This is a genomic window from Dyella lipolytica (assembly GCF_030160075.1).
Classification (GTDB): Bacteria; Pseudomonadota; Gammaproteobacteria; order Xanthomonadales; family Rhodanobacteraceae; genus Dyella_B; species Dyella_B lipolytica.
On record NZ_BSNQ01000003.1, the window covers coordinates 592,470 to 615,207 of the forward strand.

Below are 22,738 nucleotides of genomic sequence, written 5' to 3' on the forward strand. Positions count from 1 at the left end.
AGTCCGATATTTCTGAGGTGGGGTGACCCTTACTATCCTTGGACCAGGGTTAATCCTTCAAAGATACTCGCCTCAGGGCCTGCTCGGTCTGGGGCATTTTCGGACGTGGAGCCAAGAATTCACCATGTCAGTCGACTCCTCTTCCAGCTCCCTGCCACGACCGGGAGCCATGTGTCTAGAATGTAGCGGCGTCGATGCTCCCGCCTCCGTTCGCAGCACCTTTTTTCTTCGCGCGGCATCGATCTGAATGCCCTCCCAGAATTATCGGTCTGACGAGATAACGATGCCTGAGCCCGTTTACCACGATGCCCTTACAGGTCAGCGGGATATTGCCGCACTAGAGCAGCATCAGCAGCGCCTGCTCTACGGTGGCGGGGCGGTCTTGTCGTTAATCATTTTGTTGATCTTGATTGCATCGATCCTCCTAACCATCAACGATTACAAGACCGATCAGCTGGACGATTTCAGGAGCGCCAAGCTTGCGCTCGATTCGACATTCATCCAGCGTGACGCGGGCTATGGCCGCACGCTGAACATGATCGAATACGCCTGGCACAGCAAAGCCTCCTTGTTAACTGCTAAGGGCGAGGCAGAGCTGCCGGGGTTCCTTGCGCACGATAACCAGGCTGTTATTCAGGCCAGTCCCGAAGCTAAACCATGGTTGGTGTTGGGCAGCAGCGTCGACACGTGGCCGCGGGAGAAGGTCGAGCTCTATCTAGGGCTTGCCCATGAACTATCGGTGATCAGCGGCACGACGATCATTGGCCAGGACAAAGAGCCGGGCGCCACAGGTTATTTTTATGATCCAAGCGAGGTGCTTTTTGCGTTTGGAAGCGGGCTGGATGTTGCCAAATTGCGTGCCGCAGCAGGGCAGTCCGACAGGGCGGCCCTGTTTGCAAAGCTCGCCGCGCCCAATATCGACTTCAACGATTTGCAGGCACTCCAGCAGCTGCGTCGGGGAAACCCGACGCTTCCCGTCTATGGAATGGGTTTACCGCAGGTCCTATCGGCAGCGGGCAAGAACCCTTCGACAGGGCAGCCTGCCATCGTTGGTTCATTGGTTGCCATGGACGGCGATATACCGATTGGAGCGTTCGTGGTCTATGAGCCGATGGAACGGTTCGTCGGCCAACTCCGCCAGATAGCGCGGAGCGACATGACGGTCGTGACCGAGGATGGACAAGTCGTTTTTGGTACTGGTTCGGCTGCAGATAGCGAGATGGCCGCGGCGGCGTTCCGCCCGATGCTGGCGCTCCAGCCAACAGGCAATGGCATGGCGAAGTATCGAAAAGAGGGGCGTTTTTTTATTGCAGAACGCATTATCGGTAGCAACTGGATGCTTGTCCGTACTTACGATTGGGCGGATATCTTCCGTTACGAGCGTTTGCCTATGCTGGTGGCAACCACCCTTGCCGTCTTGCTACTCACGACACTTTGGTTGCTGCTGATTCGCCAGGATCGAAGCGTATTTGCACCCGCATTGGCGCGTGCAAAGCGCGTTTATCAGAGCGAAGCGCTCAATCGTACGATGATCGAAACCTCTCCGGTCGGACTGTGCGTGATCGCGACGAACAACGTCGCGCCGCTGCTTCAGAATGATCTCGTACGCGGTTATGCGATCGATATCCCCGACGCCGACATCACGTTCTATCGACAGTTGTTGCAAGGCTATGCAGATGCAACTCAGTCATTGAACGGTCGCCCGGAGGCGCGCGAATTTGGATTTGCACTGACCGATGCGCACAAGAGGGGCACCCGGCATTTGTTGGTTGCCGCCATACCCATCGTTTACCAGGATCGAGATGCGCTGTTCTGCGTACTTCGCGATGTAACGGCGCGTATCGAGCTGGAGGAGAATCTGCGTAAGGCCAGGCACGACTCCGAGCAGGCGAAGCTGGCGGCCGAACAGGCGAAGCTAGCCGCCGAATCGGCCAGTCGTGCGAAATCGTCGTTTGTAGCGACGATGAGTCATGAGATCCGTACCCCCCTCAACGGCATTCTGGGTCATCTCGAACTGCTTGGTCGCTCGCAACTGGACCGCTCACAACAAGAGCGGCTGGATCGTATCCGCCTCTCAGCGGATACCTTGCTGGCGATCATCAGCGACGTGCTGGATTTTTCGCGCATCGAAGCCGGTCAGCTGGATATCGATCCGGTGCCGTTTGAGCTTCGGCCGTTGATCGAGCAGGCGGCACTGCTCTATGCACCTGTTGCGCAGCGCAAGGGACTGAAACTCTATTACAGCGTGGAGTCGGGACTGGCTCCAGGTTATGTCGCCGATGTGCACCGCATCCGGCAAGTGCTCAACAATCTGGTCAGCAATGCGGTGAAATTCACCGAGTCCGGTCGCGTCGCGTTGCGCGTGAAGCGGGTACCGGAGCAACCCGGTGAAGCGGCGCGGCTTCGCTTCGAAGTGATCGATTCAGGCATCGGCATGACCGAGGAACAGCGGCTACAGATTTTCCAACCGTTTTCGCAAGCCGATGCCAGCATTTCGCGGCGCTTTGGCGGAAGCGGATTGGGCCTGACTTTGTGCCAGCAGATCAGCGAACTGATGGGCGGGAAGATCGAGGTGCAGAGCACGCCGATGGTCGGCAGCGTGTTCTCGTTTGAAGTGCCGGTTGCCATGGTTGAACGCGCGCAGGTCGCCAACCCGGCGCCGCTAGCGAAGCGCCGGATTGCACTGCTGTCGGCGGCGACGGAGTGGCGTACCGAGATCAGCGCCTTGTTAGTGGGGTGGGGGGCCGATGTGATGACTGCCGCACAGCCCGCGGACCTGGATCCCGATTGGGTGAAGCAAGCCGATGCCCTGGTGTTTTTTGGCGGAACACGGGCATGGACCGACGATGACGAGAAAATCCTGATCGACCGCGCCAGGCGTGTTGTGCGGGCAACCACCGACGGCTCCTTACTGCCGGAGTCGCGTGATGGCGCTTGGTTTGTCTCCTGCTATTCCAGCGCTGCCTTGCAAGCTGCGATTCTCGACGTTGAAACGGATGAACCTATTCGGGTCGATGACGCTGCAAGGAAAGGACAAGAAGCACCGGCAGTAGCGTGTCACGGCACCGTGCTGCTGGTCGACGACAATCCCGTCAATCGAGAGTTGATCCAGCAACAGCTCGAAACGCTGGGCTATACGGTGGACACCGCCGAAGACGGCGTGACTGCGCTGGGCCTTTGGCGCGATGGCCGCTACGGGATCGTTCTGACCGATATCAACATGCCGAACATGAACGGCTACGAATTGACCCAGCAATTGCGCGCAAAGGGCGTAACGCAGCCCATCCTCGCCGTCACCGCAACGGCCCTGGCGAGCGAAAAGGCACGCTGCAAGCAGGCCGGCATCAATGACCTTCTGCTCAAACCACTGTCGCTGGAGCGCCTTGGTGAGGCCATGTCGCGCTATTTCGACAGGGTCAGCCAACCCTCCGTTTCACCCATTAAGGCGACATGGGCAAGCAAGTTTCCGGAAAAGGTGTGTCGTGTTTTCGTCGAATCAGGCACCCGTGATCTCGACGCCATTCGGGATGCTACGCACACGCGCAATCAGGACGCCTTGTTGGAGCGTCTTCACTCCCTGAAAGGCGCTTTGCTGATGCTTGGCGAGCGGGACGTCGCGGAACAATGCGCGGTATTGGAAACGCTGATCGATGCCAGGGGCATCGACGCGGCCTGTGCCAAGCTTGAGCAGCTCGAATCGGTAATGCGCGAGCTGCTGCAGCGTTATGCTGAAGTGCGTTGAGGGTTTTTGAGCATCGACCAGCGGTATGGCCTTGCGGGTGCATTTCCCTCCAGCCACGATGGCTACCCTGAAAGCGAGCGACAAAATCGGCCTTTCTATGACCTATACCCAAGCGACTGTGGTGACATGAAAAACCATATTGACTACCGCACCAGCCTAGCAGCGGGCATCGTGATCCTGGCAGCCCTGAGCTATGCCTACGCATGGTCAGGTTTTTACAACATCGGTGCCGACGTGCCGCACTCGCCGCTTACCTATCGGTTCTTGACCATGGCGCGGGAGCGCTCCGTCGAGCGGCACGCCAAAGACATAAACGTTCCCAACCTCGAAGATCCATCGCTGATCCTGAAAGGGGCGGGGCAATACGCGGCGATGTGCACCGGTTGCCACCTGGCGCCCGGTATGCACGATTCCGAAATTCGCGCCGGCCTTTATCCGCAGCCGCCGAATCTGTCGCAGCAACATCTCGATCCGCGTGAAGCGTTCTGGACCATCAAACACGGCATCAAGATGAGCGCCATGCCCGCGTGGGGCACGACTCACGACGACATGACGATCTGGAGCATGGTTGCCTTTCTGCAGAAATTACCGGCGATGACGCCGGAGCAGTACAAAGATATCGTTGCAAAAGCACCGCCCGATGAAGATATGGATATGGGCTCGGACAAAAGCGACATGCACGACAACATGGGGCATTGAAGCCGATTCTGATCGGCGCGACGCTGCAATTTGTGAGAGTGAATGGCGGACGCGTTCCGCCGTTCACGCCTGCGCCAGGCGAACCCTTACTCGCTTGCGCCGCCGCACATATCGCCAGATCAAGGTCACTATCGCGGCCAGCACCAGTAGCACGGCAGCCAACTCCGCACCCAATACGCGAAACTGGTTGAGCATCACGTACATCCCATCCTGGGTGTAGAAGCCGTTGAATTGCGCGACGATCGCCGGCAGGCCCAGTAAGTCCTGCTTGGTCAACTGCAGCACGTGTTCGTTGGGGTGATAGTTGGATCCAAAATCAAAGGTGTTTCCGTTGGCGTCCACTTCGATGTGGCCACCAAGCACATAGCTGACCGGGCGATCTTTGATGAAGTCCGCCACGCGCTGCGCACTGCCGACGTCTTCTGCCGTGTCATCGATGATCAGACGGGCCGGCATGAAAAAGTCGCCCGAAAAGAACAGGGCTGTGTTGCGGTCGTAATAGGAAACATGCGACGGGTAGTGACCGGGCGTCGGCAACACATCGACGGTGCGATTGCCCAGCTCGATCTGCGCAACGCCGTTTGGCCAATCGCCGAACCCGAAATGCTGCTTGACGTGCTGCAGATCGGTGGGCACCACTTGCACATGAGGCAGCGGCTGGAATTGCGGATCGCCGGCGCGATGATCCAGATGGCCGTGCGTATGCACCACAAGCAACGGCATCTTGGCCGCGCCGTCGCCCGGCAGCAGTCCCATCACGGTTTGCGCCAGCGGTACCTGCCTTGGATCGGCCACATCGCCGGTGTCGATCAACAAGGCACGGCTCGATCCGATCAGCAGATACATGAAAGGCGCTTCGAATGTGGCGCAGGGGCTCTCGCGCAGAATGAAGGTCTGCGCGTCATAGCGATGCACCTGCAGCGGCGGCTGTGGCGTTTTGCTGCAATCGGCGGCCCCCTCGTTCCAATGCACGTCCATCGAACCGGGCATGGGGTCGGCGCAAACAGGCAGGCAAGCGAACGTGACGCCGAACGCCAGCAACAAGCTGCACAGCGATTTCATGCGAATGCTCCGAAACAGGGGGTAGGCGGGTGCAGAGTGAGATGCAGGCCTCTGCACAAGGGTTTAATGGTCGGCTTCGACAGTCATTACTTGCACCGCTTGGTGGCATCGCGGGCGGCTGATTCGGCGCGATGGGTGCTCAAAAAATGATCAGAGCATGGCATGTGCTTACCGCCCTGTTCGCGACGGTCATCGTCGCGATTGCCCATTTTTTGTTGGCAAAAGGCTTGCTTCGCCAGCTTCTACAGCATGCCAGATGCCTCCGAATGCATCTTTTATGCGTTTTTTTGCATTTGCCTGTTGGCGCGAACGCAAATTTCCCCTACATTTCAGCTCGCCGAGAGGCATTTCAACAACCAATAACGATGGGGTAGTCCATGGCAAAGACGAAGGCAGCAAAAGGCAAGACGGCTTCCAAAGCCGCCGCAGCTCCGAAGCCGATCAAGGAAGCATTGAGCAAGTCCGGTCTGGTGGCCCACTTGGCTGAGGCCACGGGTATTGCATCCAAGGATGTGCGCGCGGTGCTCTCCGCGCTCGAAGGTGCTGCCCACGCTTCGATCCACAAGAAAGGCGCTGGCATGTTCACGCTGCCTGGTCTGCTGAAGATCACCGCCGTCAACGTGCCGGCCAAGCCGAAGCGCAAGGGTATCAATCCCTTCACTAAGGAAGAGCAGTGGTTCGCTGCCAAGCCGGCCACCGTGAAGGTCAAGATCCGTCCGCTGAAGAAGCTCAAGGACGCGGCGGTCTGATCTTCGCTCCGGGCCGGCCTTATAGCGCCGGCCTGGAAACCACGGGATGCGTTACCGCGAGGCAGCGCATCCCGGTTCTGCGCGCCAGCGCAAGCGGCGATGTTCCACGCAGCACCTAGTGCCGTTGCAAGATAAAAATGACGGATGCCGGTCGCCCGGTTTCCGGATGCAGCGGTTCGCGCATCTCGCACAAATGCCACCCGGTCTCCGCGAACAAGCCGACCCAGCTGGCCAGCGTTCTGAAGTACCACGGCGCGGGCGAGGGGAACGCCGTACCGAATCCCGTCCAGCCCTCCTGTCTCCAGCCGTCGACATAAGCTTGTTCGCCGCAGGCGACCAGCGGATGCACGGTCTGCACGACGAAGCGCCCGTCTTCGGACAGCAGCGATGGCAACGACGCCACCAGGCGCTCGGCCGATTCCTTGCCGAGCAGGGCGAAATTGCAAACCAGTGCGTCGACCCGCAACGGCAATCGTCCAGCCGCAATGTCTTCGTACGATGCCACCTGAAATTCGCCGCCACGTTCGCTCGCCCGGGCGATCAATGCAGGCACGGCATCCACGCCCACCGCCTGAATGCCGCGTGTGGCCAGCGCCCGCACCAGCCAGCCTTCGCCGCAGCCCAGGTCGAGTACGGAGCGAGGCTGCCCGTCAAGCACGGCATCGACGATCGCACGGTCGGTCACCAGGCGCCGGCTTTCGATGAGGCCGTCGCGCACGGTGTTCGTCCAAGCTTCCGCATTCTGCTGCCAGCTGTGCAGGATGCCGTTTTCATTGCTCGGATCGTTGTGCATCGGCGGATCGATTGGTCTAGTGGAGGGTGGCAGCCGCCATCCTAAGCCCTGTTGTCCTGGCGCGACATTCGCGGGTTTGGGTTATAAAGGATGCACATGTAGCGAGCTGGCGAGGGTACGGCAGTCGCATGCAGGCATCCACGCAATCCACGGGAACCATGGTCCTGCCGCGCTGGAAGCGCCCATTGTCCGTGGCCGCCGTCGTGGCCGCCGCAACCACGTTTGGACTTACTTACAGTCTCTCCGCGCCGTTGATCGCAATGAGCCTGATGGCACGCGGTCATTCCAGTCTGTTCATCGGTGTCAACGCCGCCATGCATGCCTTGGGCGTGCTGCTGGCTGCCCCCTTGCTACCGGGCCTGGCCGCAAAGCTCGGCGCGCGGCGATTGACGGTGTTGGCTCTGATTCTGGCCGGCGTGCTGCTTTATCTGTTTCGGCTGTGGCCGATCGTCTGGGTGTGGTTTCCCTTGCGCATTGCGCTGGGTGCGGCGGCCGAGGCGTTGTTCGTGATGTCCGAGACTTGGACCAATGTACTGAGCGACGAAGGCTCGCGCGGGCGAACCATGGCGATCTATACGGCGGCACTGTCGCTGGGCATGGTGCTCGGACCCGCTTTGTTGTCCCAGATCGGTGTGAACGATCGCGCTTTCGCCATCGGCGCGATCATCAGCATCTGTGCCGTGTTGTTCGTCTTGCCGCCGTGGGTGCTTGCGCCGGCACGCAGTGCACCCGAACCGGCGCAACCGCTGCGTTACTTGAAACTCGCTCCCGTGGCGATCGCCACAACCATCCTCAACGCAGGCGTGGAAACCGCTGGATTGTCGTTTATCGCCTTGTACGCCACCGGTATGGGATGGAGCGAACAACGCGCGATGCAGCTGATTTCCACCTTGATGTTCGGCGCGATCGTGCTCCAACTTCCCATCGGCTGGCTTGCCGACAAGATGGACAAGCGGCGTCTGGCGCTGATATTGGCGTGGATTTCCGCCGTAACTGCCTTGCTATGGCCCTTCGCTTTGCAGGAGACGCAGCTGGCATTCGCCATGGTCTTTATCTGGGGCGGTTTGTTCGTCGGTATCTACACCGTCATGCTCGCCATGGTGGGCAGTCGTTTTCAGGGCAACGACCTGGTAGGCGTGTACGCGGTGATGGGCCTGGCATGGGGCGTTGGAGCACTGGTAGGGCCGAGTGCAGCGGGCTTGGCCATGCTGGGCAGCGCAAGGTTTGGCCTGCCCGGCATGATCGCAGTGGCGTGCGCCTTGTTCGCGCTTTTCATGATGCGTTCGCGGAGTCGTACATGAGCGCGACGCTACGAATATCGGGCGAGGCGGCACCATGGTTCGGTTGATCCTGTTGTTGCTCGGTCACGACTTTATCCGGCGCCGCTGGCCGATGCTGGCTGTGGTCGGCTTGGTGTGGGCGGTACTCGGTGCGGCCATCTTTATCGACGCACTGGACGGCGTCATGTATTTCCCCATCCATGTCTTCGGCTATTTATTGTTGATCGAAGCCGTCGTCACGCTGGTCGTGACGCCCGCTGGCGCCGATACGCGGGTCGTGCTGCGCAAGGCGCGCGGCGTGGTGTTTCTCTTGCTCGGTTTGCTGGTGGTCGATGCGCACCATGCGGCCAGCGTGATCCTGGCCATGCTGTTCGGGCTCGCTTTTCTGGCTGACGGTATCTTTCGCATGGCGGCCGCTGCCGTCGTGCGCTTCGGGGGTTGGCGCTTGTCGTTTTTTACCGGATTGCTCGAGCTGGGCTTTGCCGTCTTCATGTTCGAGCCATACCCGACGTTCTACGCAGGCACGGTGCCGTACTGCATTGGCATGGGCATCTTTCTCTCCGGCTGCGGCTTGTTGCGGCAGGCCTTCCGGCTTAAACGCCTGCCACGGCATGCTGCAGCATCGCTTTGGTTGTCGCGTGATCTTGCAGGCGACAGTGCGGTACTTCCGCTGGGAGAAGAGGGCGTCTCCGAGCAGGATGGCGATCTGATCGTGCACGTGTGGACACCAACAGGGTCCGCCGAGGATGTCGTGCCGCAGCCGATAATCGACCGCTACATCGCTGCGGTCGATAGCAAGGGTGTGATCTCGACCGGTCACGCGGCGATGGAAGCACCGCCGGACGTCTACATCAGCCACTATCCCAAAGTGGAAATCGATCGTTCGCAGACCGACTTCACGCGCGTATTGCGCGCTACTGCAGACAACGACGTGGCAGGGCGTTTCCAGCCCAGCTATGCCATCGAATCGGCCGGCTGGTGCGATTCCACGGCACAAGTGCATTTCGAACACTACAACCGGGAACGTCTGGTCGCATTTTGGCGCCGCTATAGCAACAACGAAACCTATAACCTCACCAATCGCAATTGTTCCAGCTCGGTCGCACATGCCTTGGAGGCCGCCCTGGAAGGATCGCTAGCCGAAACCGGGCTTGGTCTTCGTGCGCTGTTGAGCGCAATGTTCAATCCAGAATTGTGGGTCGCGGCGCAATTGCAGCGTCGTGCCGAGGCGATGGCTTGGACACCGGGCCTGGTACTCGACTACGCGCGCACCTTGCGTGCGGCGATCCAGCCGACGCCGCTGGGTTGGTCCACGCTATTGGCCCAGAGCAGCCGTTTCTGGCATTACGCACGCATGGTCCAGCGCCGCGAGCCGATGCGTAACATCGAAGCCATTCGCGATGATGTGAACCGGCGTAAGACCAAGAGTGCCAAGCAGCATTGATCCGCTTTTGCCTATTTCATGGGAAGGAATATCGTTCGTTGTTGCGCGTGGAGGTAATTCATCCTCGTCTGAATCTTTTTCTGCCGAGGATCGAGCATGATCGCCTGCTTCGCGCACGTCGTTTGCTTGATGCGGACAGCACCACTCCGTATCGGCAAGCCTCGAGCTACGACGCGAGCAGCCAGTGACTACGGTTGATCGTGCGTGGCAGAGGACCGTAAGGCGTTGCAACAAGGGAAGACGTAGCGCGTGTTCCGCTAACCACTCTACTGATTGGAGACGACCATGTTCAAACGAATTAGTGCCGAGTTCTTCGGTACCTTCTGGCTGGTACTTGGAGGTTGCGGCAGCGCCGTGCTTGCAGCGGCCTATCCAGGGCTCGGTATCGGCTTTCTGGGGGTGGCGCTGGCGTTCGGGCTGACCGTAGTCACGATGGCTTATGCGTGTGCCGGCATTTCCGGAGCGCATTTCAATCCGGCGGTCACCATCGGCCTTTTTGCCGGTGGACGCTTCAGCGGTAAGGATGTGATCCCCTATATCTTTGCGCAGGTAATCGGCGGCGTTGTCGCTGCCGCCGTGCTCTACGTCATCGCCACTGGCAAGCCCGGTTTCGATGCGGCGGCCAGCGGCTTCGCGTCCAACGGTTACGGTGAGCATTCGCCGGGCGGTTACTCGCTGCACGCCTGTATGGTGTGCGAGTTCGTGCTAACCGCGATGTTCCTGATCGTCATTCACGGTTCCACCGATCGCCGCGCGCCGGCGGGTTTCGGTCCGCTGGCGATCGGTCTCACGCTTACGGTGATCCATCTCATCAGCATCCCCGTCACCAATACCTCGGTGAATCCCGCGCGCAGCACGGGCGTGGCGTTGTTTCAGGGTGGCTGGGCGATCCAACAGCTATGGATGTTCTGGCTGGTGCCGCTGATCGGCGGTGCGGTAGGCGGCCTGATCTTCCGCTATCTGCTGGCCGAAGATTCGCAAAGTCGGGCCTAACGGCGCCAAAGCCGGGCCGGGGTAAAACTCGGGGCCGGATAGTCATCATGGGGCAGGCGGTTTGGCCGCGCTGCCCCCGTTTTCTGCTTGCAATCGACGCCTTTTGCCCCAACGATGCGTACGTTGGATATGACGAAATTCTGATCGAGGGTCACCCCGGTGACGCATGCGATTTTTGCATTGATTGCGGAATATGGCTTGCTGCTGGTCTTCATCAACGTGTTGGTGGAGCAAGCCGGTGTGCCTATCCCGGCGGTACCCACCCTGGTCGTCGCTGGCGCGCTTTCTTCCATCGGCAAACTACCGTTGGGTGCGGTCATCCTGGTGGCGCTGGTCGCGTGCCTGATCAGCGATCTGGTGTGGTACTGGGCCGGCCGCCATTACGGGGCAGCGGTCATGCGTACGATCTGCCGGATCTCGCTGTCGCCCGATTCGTGTGTGAAACAGTCCGAGCTGCGCTTTCAGCGCTGGCGCGGGCAGGTCTTGCTGATCGCGAAGTTTGTGCCGGGTCTTTCCACCGTCGCGCCACCGCTGGTCGGGGCGATGAAGCTGAGACCGCTCGTGTTCGTACTGTTTGACGGCATTGGCTCTCTCATCTGGATTGGCGTAGTGGTGGGGCTGGGCTACGCCTTCGCGCATCAGATCGATCATGTGTTGCTAGTGCTGGCCGGCGCCGGCACCGTTGCCATCGAATTCCTCGTTGCTTTGTTGGCTGCCTACGTGCTGGTGAGGTGGTGGCAGCGTCGTCGCTTGCTGCTTTCGGTGCGCCTCGCCCGTATCACCGTCGATGAGCTGCATCGGCTGATCGAGGCGGGTGAGATGCCGGTCGTGGTCGATGTGCGTTCGCAGGCCTCGCGCGTGATCGACGCACGTATCATTCCTGGTGCCTTGATGGCCGATCTTCGCGGTATCGACCAGGACCTCCACCAGGTGCCGATCGACCGCGAGGTGGTGATTTATTGCAGCTGCCCGAACGAAGTATCGGCCGCCAAGGCCGCAAAGGGCCTGATGATGCAGGGTTATCGCCGCGTTCGCCCCCTGCTTGGCGGTCTCGACGCGTGGGCTGATGCGGGCTACGGCATCGATCAGCTCCCTGCATCGGAGCTTGTCGATCTGAGCGATGCACCGATCGCTTCTGGACACGCGCGCTGAGAGTCCACCTCGCTCAATCGGTCAGCATTTCATAGACACCTTAGAGTGACACCTTCCGGCAACGATGAAGGTGTTACATGTGCGGCTGTCATGTTTATCAGCCGTTTCACAGGTTTTGTCACTTCAATTTCATTTCATTTTTACAGCTAGGGCGGAGACGTTTGGACGTCTAAGTTCCTTGTGATTTTCAAACGCTTCGATCTACAATCTCGGCGCGTTATTCGTTGTGAATACGTCGAGTTTCGTGTGTTGTTCAGTTTTGTGAAGGCCATGTTGGGGGCATGGTTCACGAAAGCGAACGCGCCGCGCTGACTTTTGTCCGTGCTGCGCACCTTCGCTGTGAGGATGCCCAATGGAAGCAACTGGGGGAGTTCCCACATGGTATGCACGCAAGGATGCGCGCTGGCAGCAGCAAGCTGCCGGCTTTCTCGTTTTTATGCCTATCGATAGCCATCTCGCGGCAAGTGCCGCGTTGCTCATATGCGATCTGCACGGATCGCCTGCGTCTCTGACACCTGCACATTGCTTATCGGACCGCGGCTACGCGCGCCGTTTGACAACACGCGTGCTTCGGACTCATCCATGCACCGGTGCTTTGAGTCATGAATCATATCTACCGTCTTTGCTGGAGCCGTGCCAACGGGCAGTGGGTTCCCACGTCTGAGTTGGCAAATCGTAGTGCGCCGATCGTTGCGTCGCGCAAGCGCATGATCGGCCACCGAGCCTTGATGCTATCGGTGTTGGCGGCGTCGCTATGCGCGGCTGGCATGGCTTATGCCGGTAACGGTCCCAGCGGCGGGCAGATTACGTCAGGTTCTGGACAGATCCAGCAAGTGGGTAATACCACCACGATTCGGCAGAACAGTTCGACGCTTACGTTGAACTGGCAGAGCTTCAACATCGCGCCCAATCAGACGGTGGATTTCCTGCAGCCGAGCAGCAACGCGATTGCGGTCAACCGCATCTTTAGCAGCACACCTAGCGAGATCTACGGACACCTCGACGCCAACGGTCAGGTGTGGCTGATCAATCCCAGCGGTGTGTTGTTTGGGCAAAGCGCACAAGTGAATGTGGGCGGCCTGGTAGCGTCTACCTTGGATCTGGACGACAACACCTTGTCGTCGAACAACCGTCGATTCAGCGGATCGGGCACGGGCAGTGTGATCAATCGTGGCGCCATCACGGCGACGAAAGGCGGCTATGTCGCACTGATCGGCAACACCGTTTCCAATCAGGGCTTGATCAGCGCGCGGTTGGGTACGGTGGCGTTAGGTGGCGGGAGCGCCGTCACGCTGACCTTCAACAACAACCAGCTGCTGCATTTGCAGGTGGATCAGAGCACCTTGAACAACCTGGCGGAGAACCGTCAGCTGATCGTAGCCGATGGCGGCCAGGTGATCATGACCGCGGGTGCGAAGGATGCTTTGCTGGCCAGCGTGGTGAACAACAGCGGCGTGGTGCAAGCGCAGACAGTAGAGAACCACAACGGTGTGATCACCTTGCTAGGTGGCATGGAGAACGGCACCGTCAATGTGGGCGGCACACTGGACGCGAGTGCGCCGAATGGCGGTAAGGGTGGTTCGATCGAAACCTCGGCGGCGCATTTCAATTTGGCTAGCAATGCGCACATCACGGCGAGCGCACCGCACGGTAGCGCCGGCACGTGGTTGGTCGACCCGATCAACCTGACCATCGACGCGCCCTCGGCAGCCACGATTGCCACTACGCTCAACGGTGGCACCAATGTTGTCGATCAGACTACGGCCACCGGTGCTTCGGGTGTGGGTGTGCAATCGGCCGGTGCTGGCGATATCAACGTCAATGCCGCCATCAGCTGGACCAATGCCGCGGCGAGTCTTTCACTGCTGGCTTATCACGCCATCAACGTCAACGCATCGGTGACCGGTGCCGGTGGCGTCACCATGAATGCGAGCGGCGCCAACCTGACTATTGCGGCGGGCGCTACGATCAGAGGCGGTACCGGCGTCACGTTGGCAACGTCGGCCAACTTCGTCAACAACCAGGGCGCAACGGCGGTGTCCACCGGCACCGCAGCATCGTGGTTGATCTATTCCAGCAATCCGACGCTGGATACCGCCGGTGGACTCACGCCGAACTTCATTCAGTACAACGCACCGTTCCAGACGGCACCCGTCGGTACGGGCAATGGTTTCCTCTACCGACTGGCACCGACGTTAACCATCACGGGCCTCACTGGCACGGTGAGCAAGGTCTACGATGGAACGACGACTGCGACGTTTGCAGCTTCCAATCTCACGACAACGGGGTTGGTGAATGGCAACGTGATTTCCAAGGCGACGGGAACTTACGCAAGTTCGAATGCAGCAACTGGCATATTGGTGACCGGGCCGACGTCGATTTCCGGCATCACCCTCACTAATTCCACCGGCACAATTCCCGTTTACGGCTACACGTTGTCCGGCGCCACAGTCAGTGCAAACATCGGCACCATTACACCTGCGCCGCTCACCGCAACCATCATCAACAACCCAACCAAGGTCTACAACGGCACCACCAGTGCTGCTGTGCCCTCGGCCGATTACAGCCTGAGCGGATTCGTCGCCGGGCAGGGTGCAACAGTAAGCCAGCACACACCCACGGCCTACGCTACGGCGAATGCAGGATCGCAAACCATCACGGCGACGTTCTCACCGACCAACTTCACTGCCAATGCCGGTACCAATCTCAGCAACTACCTTCTGCCGACAACGGGTAGCGGTCTGGGTACGATCACTCCCGCACCGTTGCTAATCAGCGGCGTGATAGCCAACAACAAGGTTTACAACAGAACGACTGCGGATACGCTCAATACCAGCGCGGCCAGTCTCTATGGAGTCATCGCTGGCGACGCTGGGACAGTCTCGCTGGTTAGTACTGCCGCGACCGGCACCTTCAGCCAATCGAATGTCGGTAACGGTCTGGCGGTCACCGCATCCGGTTTCACGCTGACCGGTACGAATGCAAACAATTACGCGCTGACGCAACCTACGGGTCTTAGTGCAAACATCACGCCGCTGGCGCTGACTATCTCGGGTGTCATTGCCAACAACAAAGTCTATGACGGCACCATCGCGGATACGCTGAATCTCAGCGGTGCTTCGTTGAGCGGCGCGATCGCCGGCGACAACGTGACGCTTTCCAGCACCGGCGCTAGCGCCAGCTTCGGCCAGTCGAATGTCGGCAATAATTTGGCTGTGACGGCGACAGGGTTCGGCCTCAGCGGCACCGCGGCCGGCAACTACACCATCAGCCAGCCTTCCGGCCTGATTGCCAACATTACGCCTAAGCCGCTCACGATCACGCTTTCGGGGAATCCAACCAAGACCTATGACGGTACCAACGCGGCCACGATCCCCAATGCAAACTTCATAGTAAGCGGCTTTGTCGCGGGCCAGAGCGCTTCCATCTCGCAGACCAGTTCATCGACCTATGCGACGCCTAACGCTGGCACCGGTATCGCCATAACGGCGAATTTAGAAGCGTCCGACTTTACGGCGGCATCCGGTACCTTGTTGTCCAACTACAGTTTCCCGGCCAGCGTCAGGGGAACGGGAGCTATCAATCCGATCGTGTTGGTGGGTGGCATCGTCAACAATCCCACCAAGGTTTACGACGCTACCACGGCAGCGACATTGAGCAGTTCCAATTATTCGCTGAGCGGTTTGTTGCCGGGTCAAAGCATTACGGTGACGCAAACCAGCGGCACGTATGGATCGCCCAATGCCGGTGTGGAGCCAGTCAGCGCCAACCTGACGTTGTCCAATTACGCGGCGGGCTCCGGCACCTTGTTGAGCAACTACGTGTTACCGGCTTTCATGAGCGGCTACGGCACCATTACACCGGCGCCGGTCTCGGTGAGTTTCAACGCCGCGATTACCGGCAATCCTACCAAGGTCTATGACGGCAACAATGTCGCCACAATTCTGGCAAGTGATTTCACGCTGTCGGGCTTCCGGGGCAGCGATAGCGCCACGGTCAATCAGACGATCATCGGTAAGTACGCCACCGTCAATGTCGGTGTACAACCCGTATCGGCAAGCATGATCCAATCCGATTTCACCGCGGGGCCGGGCACCAATCTCAACAACTACCAGTTCCCGATTACCGCCTTCGGTACGGGCACCATCACGCCCGCGCCGCTGACGGCATCGATCATCGGCAATCCGACCAAGGTCTACAACGGTACCACCAGCGCCACGCTCACCTCGGCGAATTTCCAGTTCAGCGGTTTCGTCAATGGAGAAGGCGCCATTTACACGCCATCGGGGTCGAACAACTACAGCAATAAGAATGCCGGTACCGAGGGCATCACGTCCGCGTTGATATCGAGCGATTTCACCGCCAACGCCGGTACGCTTCTGACCAATTACATACTACCCACGACGGCATCGGGAACGGGAACGATCACACAGGCGCCGCTGTTTATCACCAACGTCTACGCGAACAACAAGGTCTACAACACGACGACTGCCGACACGCTCAATGTCAGTACCGCGGCATTGTCTGGATTGGTCTCCGCCGATGTCGGCAACGTTACCTTGACGCCAGCGACTACCGGCACGTTCTCGCAGGCGAACGTCGGCAATGGTCTGAGCGTGACACCAGGCACCTTTAGCATCAGTGGTTCCGAGGCGGCCAACTATGCCTTGGTGCAACCTACCGGTCTGACGGCCAACATCACGCCGGCGACGCTGACGATTTCTGGCGTGCTCGCCAACAACAAGGTGTATGACGCCACTACCACGGATAGCCTCAACACCGCGGGCGGTGTGTTGAATGGTGTATTGGGCAGTGACAGCGTGACCTTGTCATCTACGGGGGCAACCGCAAAATTCGGTCAATCGAATGTGGGCAATAACCTGGCGGTAGCCGCGAGCGGTTTCACCATCGGCGGCGCATCGGCGTCCAACTACACATTGGCACAACCGAGCGGATTGACGGCCAATATCACACCGGCGCCATTGACTGCCGCGATCATCGGTACGCCGACCAAGGTTTACGACGGTACCACGTCGGCCTTGATTGTCCCCTCGGACTACACACTCACCGGCTTCGTAGCCGGGCAGGGCGGTACCATTACGCAGGCTGCGAGCTCCAGTTATGGAAGTCCCAATGCAGGCACGGGTCTCGCGGTGAGCTCGACGTTGGTAACGTCCGATTTCCAGGCAAATGCGGGAACGAACCTATCGAACTACCTCTTGCCGACCAGTGCGTTCGGTAGCGGCGGCGTTATCACACCGGTAATTCTCAACCTGACGGGAACGCGTGTCTACGACGCTACGACCAATGCCGCCGCGTCGTTGTTCGGCAGTAACGGCGTGTTGACTGGCATCAACGGCCAGACGCTTACGTTGAGCGGTACAGGTACCTTGTCGACCAAAAACGTCGGCGTGCAACAACCGTTCGCTGCAGGTGGCTTGAGTGGCTTCACTCTCACTGGTAACGGTGCAGCGCTGGCCGGCAACTACTCGCTCGTAGGCGGTACGGACTGGGTTACCATCACGCCGGCTACTTTGACCGTGGCGGGCACAGTTGCGGCGAACAAGGTCTACGACAGCACAACCGTCGCGAGCTTGAGCGGCTCAACGTTGGTGGGCGTGCTTGGCACTGACGTCATCACGTTAGGTAACAATACAACCGGCACGTTCAACAACAAGAATGTAGGCAACGCCAAGCCGGTCAAAACCGCCATGACCATCAGCGGCACGGACGCGAGCAACTACATCATCCTGCAACCGACGACGGTTACGGCGAATATCACGCCGCTGGCGATTTCCGTCACAGCTGCTGGCCAGAACAAGCAGTACGACGCCACAACCACGGCGAATGTCAACTTGAGCAGCACCGGAGTGCTGGCTGGCGACAAAGTGTCATTCGCCAATACCTCGGCCAACTTCACGCAGAGCAATGTCGGCAACGGTATTACGATCAATGTGGCAGGTATCACCGCCGGCGGCACGGATGGCGGCAACTACACCTTGATTAACACGACGGCCACCACCGCCGCGAATATCACACCGAGAATCCTCAACCTCACCAGCACACGCGTCTACGATTCCACCACCAATGCCGCCGCAACCCTGTTCGGCGCCAATGGCGTGCTGACCGGCATCGCCGGACAAACATTGACGCTTACTGGTACCGGCACCTTGTCGACCAAGAATGTGGGCTCGCAGCGGCCGTTTGCTGCCGGCGGCCTGGCTGGTTTTACGCTCACCGGCAACGGCACGGCACTCGCCAGCAACTACACCTTCGTGGGTGGCACGGATTGGGTAACGATCACTCCGTTCCAATTGACCATCAGCGGTGCGACTGCGCAAAACAAAGTTTACGACGGCACCACCGTAGCGCAGGTTACCGGCGCTACGCTCTCCACGCCGTTCGCCGGAGATACGGTCACGCTAAGCAATAGCGGCACCGGCACCTTCGCGACGAAGAACGTTGGGAATGCCATCGGCGTAACGACCAGCATGACCCTGACCGGTGCGGATGCTGCGAACTATTCCATCACCCAGCCCACGGGTTTGAACGCGAACATCACACCGTTGGCGATCACCGTCGCGGCCACCGGCCAGAACAAGGTCTACGACACGACGACTAACGCAACTGTCGGTCTGAGCAGTACCGGTGTGCTTGCCGGCGACAGCCTTACGTTTACCGACACGTCGGCCACGTTCAATAGTCCCAATGTCGCCAACGGCATTCCCATTACCGTATCGGGTATCAGCGCGACCGGCACGGGTGCGGGCAACTACACCTTCAACACCACGGCCAGCACCAGCGCAAACATCACACCGGTGATCCTCAACCTCACCGGCACGCGCGTGTATGACGCTACCACTAATGCGGCCCTTACTCTGTTCGGCACCAACGGCGTGTTGACCGGTATCGCTGGCCAAACCCTGACGCTGGGTGGAACCGGTACTAGTGCCTTGTCGACCAAGAATGTCGGCACGCAGCAACCGTTCGCTGCCGGAGCCATCAATAACTTTACCTTGACCGGCAACGGTAGCGCCCTCGCCAGCAACTACACCCTGATCGGTGGAACCGACTGGGTCACCATTACGCCAGCCACCTTGACGGTTGCCGGCACGGTCGCGGCGAACAAGGTTTACGACGGCAATACCATCGCGGCGTTGAGCGGATCCACCTTGGTCGGTGTGCTGGGCACCGACGCAATCACGCTGGGTAACGCCACCGCAGGCACGTTCAACAACAAGAACGTGGGCGATGCCAAACCTGTCAGCACGGCCATGACCATCAGCGGCACGGATGCGAGTAACTACATCATCGTGCAGCCGACGATGGTGACGGCCAATATCACGCCGCTGGCAATCACGATCGCAGCCACGGGCAGCAACAAGACCTACGATGGCACCACGACCGCCACGGTCGGCTTGAGCAGTACCGGCGTACTGGCGGGCGACAGCGTGAACTTCAGTGACACGTCGGCGAACTTCAGCACAGCAAACGCCGGCAACGGCATAACGATCGCGGTCGATGGCATTACCGGTAGCGGTACGGATGCGGGCAACTACACGTTCAACACCACGGCCAACGCGAGCGCGAATATCACGCCAGCCATCATCAACCTGTCCGGCACGCAGGCTTACAACGGCACGACGACAATCAATCCCAGCGCGTTTGGTGCCAATGGAGTGATTGCGGGTGTCGCCGGCCAGACGCTGTTACTGAGCGGTACGGGCATTGCGCCGTCCAAGAACGTGGCAACGAACGAGGCGTTCAACGTGAATAGCCTCGCCTTGAACGGCAACGGCGGTTCGCTCGCCAGCAATTACACGCTGGTCGGAGGTGCCGATACGGTGACCATCACACCGCTTGCGATTACGGTCACGGCCACCGGCCAAAACAAGACTTACAACGGCACCACGGCCGACCCGGGCCTCACCTTGAGCAGCAGTGGCGAGATTCCTGGCGACAATCTGACCTTCACCGGCTCGTCGATTAATTTCGGGACGCCGAATGCCGGTAACAACATACCCATTTCAGTCACCGGTATTACAGGCAGCGGCACCGATCTGGCCAACTACACGTTCAACACCAGCGCCAGCACCAGCGCGAACATCACACCGGTGATTCTCAACCTCACTGGCACGCGCGTTTACAACGGCAGCACCGATGCGAATGCCAGCCTGTTCGGCACCAACGGGGTCGTAACCGGTATCAATGGCGATACCCTGACCTTGAGTGGCACGGGTATTAGCCCGAGCAGGAATGTCGGCACGTACACGCCGTTCGGCCTCAACGATCTCAGCCTGACCGGCAACGGCTCGGCGCTGGCCAGCAACTACACGCTGGTGGGTGGCACCGACACGCTGACCATCACGCCACTAGCCATTACCGTTGGTGCCGTCGGGCAGGACAAGACTTATGACGGCACGACGACCGCGACGGTCAATCTGATCGGTTCGGGTCTGATCGGCGGCGATATTGTGAGCTTCACCGATACGTCGGCGAACTTCAGTTCGCCCAACGCAGGCCACAACGTTCCCATCACCGTCAACGGCATCAGCGCAGTGGGTGCGGATGCTGGCAACTACACCTTCAACACCACCACATCGACCGTTGCCACGATCGACCCGGCCGTGCTCAATCTCACCAGCACACGCGTCTACAACGGCACCACTGCAGCCGACGCCAGTCTCTTCGGCAATAACGGCGTGTTGACTGGCATCAACGGACAGACGTTGACCTTGTCCGGCACCGGTACGCTGTCCACCAAGAATGTGGGCGTACAGCAATCGTTCGCTGCCGGCGGATTGAGCGGTTTCAGTTTGACTGGAAATGGTTCGGCATTGGCCAGCAATTACACCTTCGTCGGCGGCGACGACTGGGTCACTATCACGCCCGCAACCCTCACGGTGATCGGCACCACCACTAGTGATCGCGTCTACAACGGCACCACAGTCGATACGCTTACGGGCTCCCAGCTTTCCGGCCTGTTCGCTGGCGATAGCGTGGCGCTGGGCAATGACACCACGGGTCTGTTCGCCGACAAGAATGTGGGCAATAACAAAGCCATCACTACGGCGATGACTATCGACGGCACCGATTCGGGTAACTACATTTTGGTGCAACCCACCGGCTTGACCGCCAATGTCACGCCACTGGGCATCGTCGTCGACGCCACCGGCACCAACAAGGTTTACGACGGCAATACGCTAGATACGGTCGGCTTGAGCAGCACGGGTGTGCTTGCGGGTGACCAGGTGAGTTTCAGCAATACCTCGGCCAATTTCTCCGACAAAAACGTCGGCAACGGCAAGGCCGTCACCGTGGATGGCATCAGCTCGAGCGGTACGGATGCGGGCAACTACATGCTGCTCAACAACACCGCGATGACCACCGCCGACATCACGCCGCTGGCGATCACCATCGGGGCCAACGGCATCAACAAGGTCTACGACGGCAACGCCATCGATACTGTTTCGTTGTTTGCGACCGGTGCCATTGCGGGCGACCAGCTGAACTTTGCGGATGCCTCGGCCCTGTTCGACAACAAGAACGCGGGCAACGGCAAGCCGGTCACTATCTCGGGCATCACAGGCAGTGGCGCGGATATTGGCAACTACACCTTTAATACCTCAACGACCACGACGGCCAACATCACCCCGCTGGGTATCACCATCGACGCTACCGGCATCAACAAGATTTACAACGGCAATACGCTGGACACGGTGGGCTTGAGCAGCACGGGCGTACTCGCCGGCGATCAGGTGAGTTTCAACAGCGCCTCCGCCAATTTCTCTGACAAGAATGTCGGCAATGGCAAGACTGTCACCGTGGATGGTATTACTGGTAGCGGTGCGGATGCGGGCAACTACATGCTGCTCAATAACACCGCGACCACTACTGCCAATATCACGCCGCTGTCGATCGTCATCGACGCTAACGGCACGAACAAGGTATTCGACGGCAATACCCTTGATACCGTGTCGCTGTACGGGATCGGTATTGTTCCAGGCGATCAGCTGAGCTTCGCCGATGCGTCGGCGCTGTTCAACGATCCGAGTGCTGGCAACGGCAAGCCAGTGACGATATCGGGCATTACCGGTAGCGGCGCGGATATTGGCAATTACATCTTCAACACGTCGACGACGACGACAGCCAATATCACTCCGCTACCCATCTCGGTCATTGCCGATGGGAGCAATCGCAAGTTCAACGATACCGATACGGATGCTGTCACGTTAAGCAGCACGGGTGCGCTACCTGGCTTCCCCGTGAGCTTCACGGATAGCTCGGCCTTGTTTAACAACCCCTATGGTGGCAACGACAAGCCCGTCACGGTGTCCGGTATCAGTACCACCGGCCCGGACGCGGGTGACTATGTTGTCGCCGACCCGACCACCATCGCCTACGCCGATATCACGGATATCGGTTCACTTGGCACGGGTGTGCAGAACAGTTGGATCGCTGGCATCCAGGGCGCGCTGTTTCCGCAGGTCATCGCAACGCCCTACGGCATCGCCGATATGGGCGCAGTCGGCGTCTTTACCGGCAACCAGAAGAAGCGGCATCGCCCGATCGAGCGCAACGTGATCCGTGCCGACTTCCATTCCGGACTTCCCATCAGCGTTATCAGCGGAGGTGTGCGACTGCCCACGGATGCTTCTCCGTGAGTAAAACAACTACGTGGCGCGCATCTGAGCGCCTACCGTCAACTAATCGTTCCGGCAGCCACTCATGATTTCAAAAAACCACGCGGTTCCACAACTCAGTTTGCTTTGTCTTGCGCTGTCCCTTGTGTTGGGCTCCACGTCGGTTTGTGCTCAAACGCAA

General features: G+C 59.3%; 10 protein-coding genes. 8 read left to right on the forward strand and 2 right to left on the reverse strand.

What is annotated here, in order from left to right:
* The first annotated feature begins 283 nt into the window (after window positions 1-283).
* Window positions 284-3,742, forward strand: coding sequence for a hybrid sensor histidine kinase/response regulator (locus QQL64_RS04345; RefSeq protein WP_284396232.1), 3,459 nt, complete (start codon window positions 284-286; stop codon window positions 3,740-3,742).
* Window positions 3,743-3,748: 6 nt separating this feature from the next.
* On the forward strand, window positions 3,749-4,441 hold the full coding sequence (locus QQL64_RS04350) for a c-type cytochrome (protein ID WP_345782625.1): 693 nt from the start codon (window positions 3,749-3,751) through the stop codon (window positions 4,439-4,441).
* A 63-nt stretch (window positions 4,442-4,504) separates the two neighbouring features.
* Here the strand turns inward: QQL64_RS04350 and QQL64_RS04355 are convergent, their stop codons facing one another.
* Entirely contained in the window at window positions 4,505-5,503 is a 999-nt protein-coding gene (locus tag QQL64_RS04355) for an MBL fold metallo-hydrolase (protein ID WP_284396235.1), read from the reverse strand.
* Between the two features lie 377 nt (window positions 5,504-5,880).
* Here QQL64_RS04355 and QQL64_RS04360 point away from each other — a divergent pair, with 377 nt between their 5' ends.
* Window positions 5,881-6,252, forward strand: a complete 372-nt coding sequence (locus QQL64_RS04360; protein WP_284396238.1) for an HU family DNA-binding protein — start codon at window positions 5,881-5,883, stop codon at window positions 6,250-6,252.
* 115 nt (window positions 6,253-6,367) lie between these two features.
* Here QQL64_RS04360 and QQL64_RS04365 read toward each other — a convergent pair whose 3' ends face one another.
* A complete protein-coding gene (locus QQL64_RS04365; protein ID WP_284396241.1) occupies window positions 6,368-7,045 on the reverse strand; it encodes a class I SAM-dependent methyltransferase in 678 nt (225 codons plus the stop codon).
* 128 nt (window positions 7,046-7,173) lie between these two features.
* On the opposite strand from QQL64_RS04365, the gene QQL64_RS04370 reads away from it, so the two are divergent.
* The 5 genes from QQL64_RS04370 to QQL64_RS04390 all read left to right on the forward strand — a co-directional run bounded on the left by QQL64_RS04370 (window position 7,174) and on the right by QQL64_RS04390 (window position 22,578).
* Entirely contained in the window at window positions 7,174-8,346 is a 1,173-nt protein-coding gene (locus tag QQL64_RS04370; RefSeq protein ID WP_284396243.1) for an MFS transporter, read from the forward strand.
* A 34-nt stretch (window positions 8,347-8,380) separates the two neighbouring features.
* On the forward strand, window positions 8,381-9,769 hold the full coding sequence (locus QQL64_RS04375) for an HdeD family acid-resistance protein (RefSeq protein WP_284396245.1): 1,389 nt from the start codon (window positions 8,381-8,383) through the stop codon (window positions 9,767-9,769).
* A 285-nt stretch (window positions 9,770-10,054) separates the two neighbouring features.
* Window positions 10,055-10,762 (forward strand): aquaporin Z, encoded by a 708-nt coding sequence (aqpZ, locus tag QQL64_RS04380; protein WP_284396246.1) that lies wholly within the window; start codon window positions 10,055-10,057, stop codon window positions 10,760-10,762.
* A 159-nt stretch (window positions 10,763-10,921) separates the two neighbouring features.
* Window positions 10,922-11,914 (forward strand): DedA family protein/thiosulfate sulfurtransferase GlpE, encoded by a 993-nt coding sequence (locus tag QQL64_RS04385; RefSeq protein WP_284396249.1) that lies wholly within the window; start codon window positions 10,922-10,924, stop codon window positions 11,912-11,914.
* Window positions 11,915-12,516: 602 nt separating this feature from the next.
* Window positions 12,517-22,578, forward strand: coding sequence for a YDG domain-containing protein (locus QQL64_RS04390; protein WP_284396254.1), 10,062 nt, complete (start codon window positions 12,517-12,519; stop codon window positions 22,576-22,578).
* Window positions 22,579-22,738: the final 160 nt, after the last annotated feature.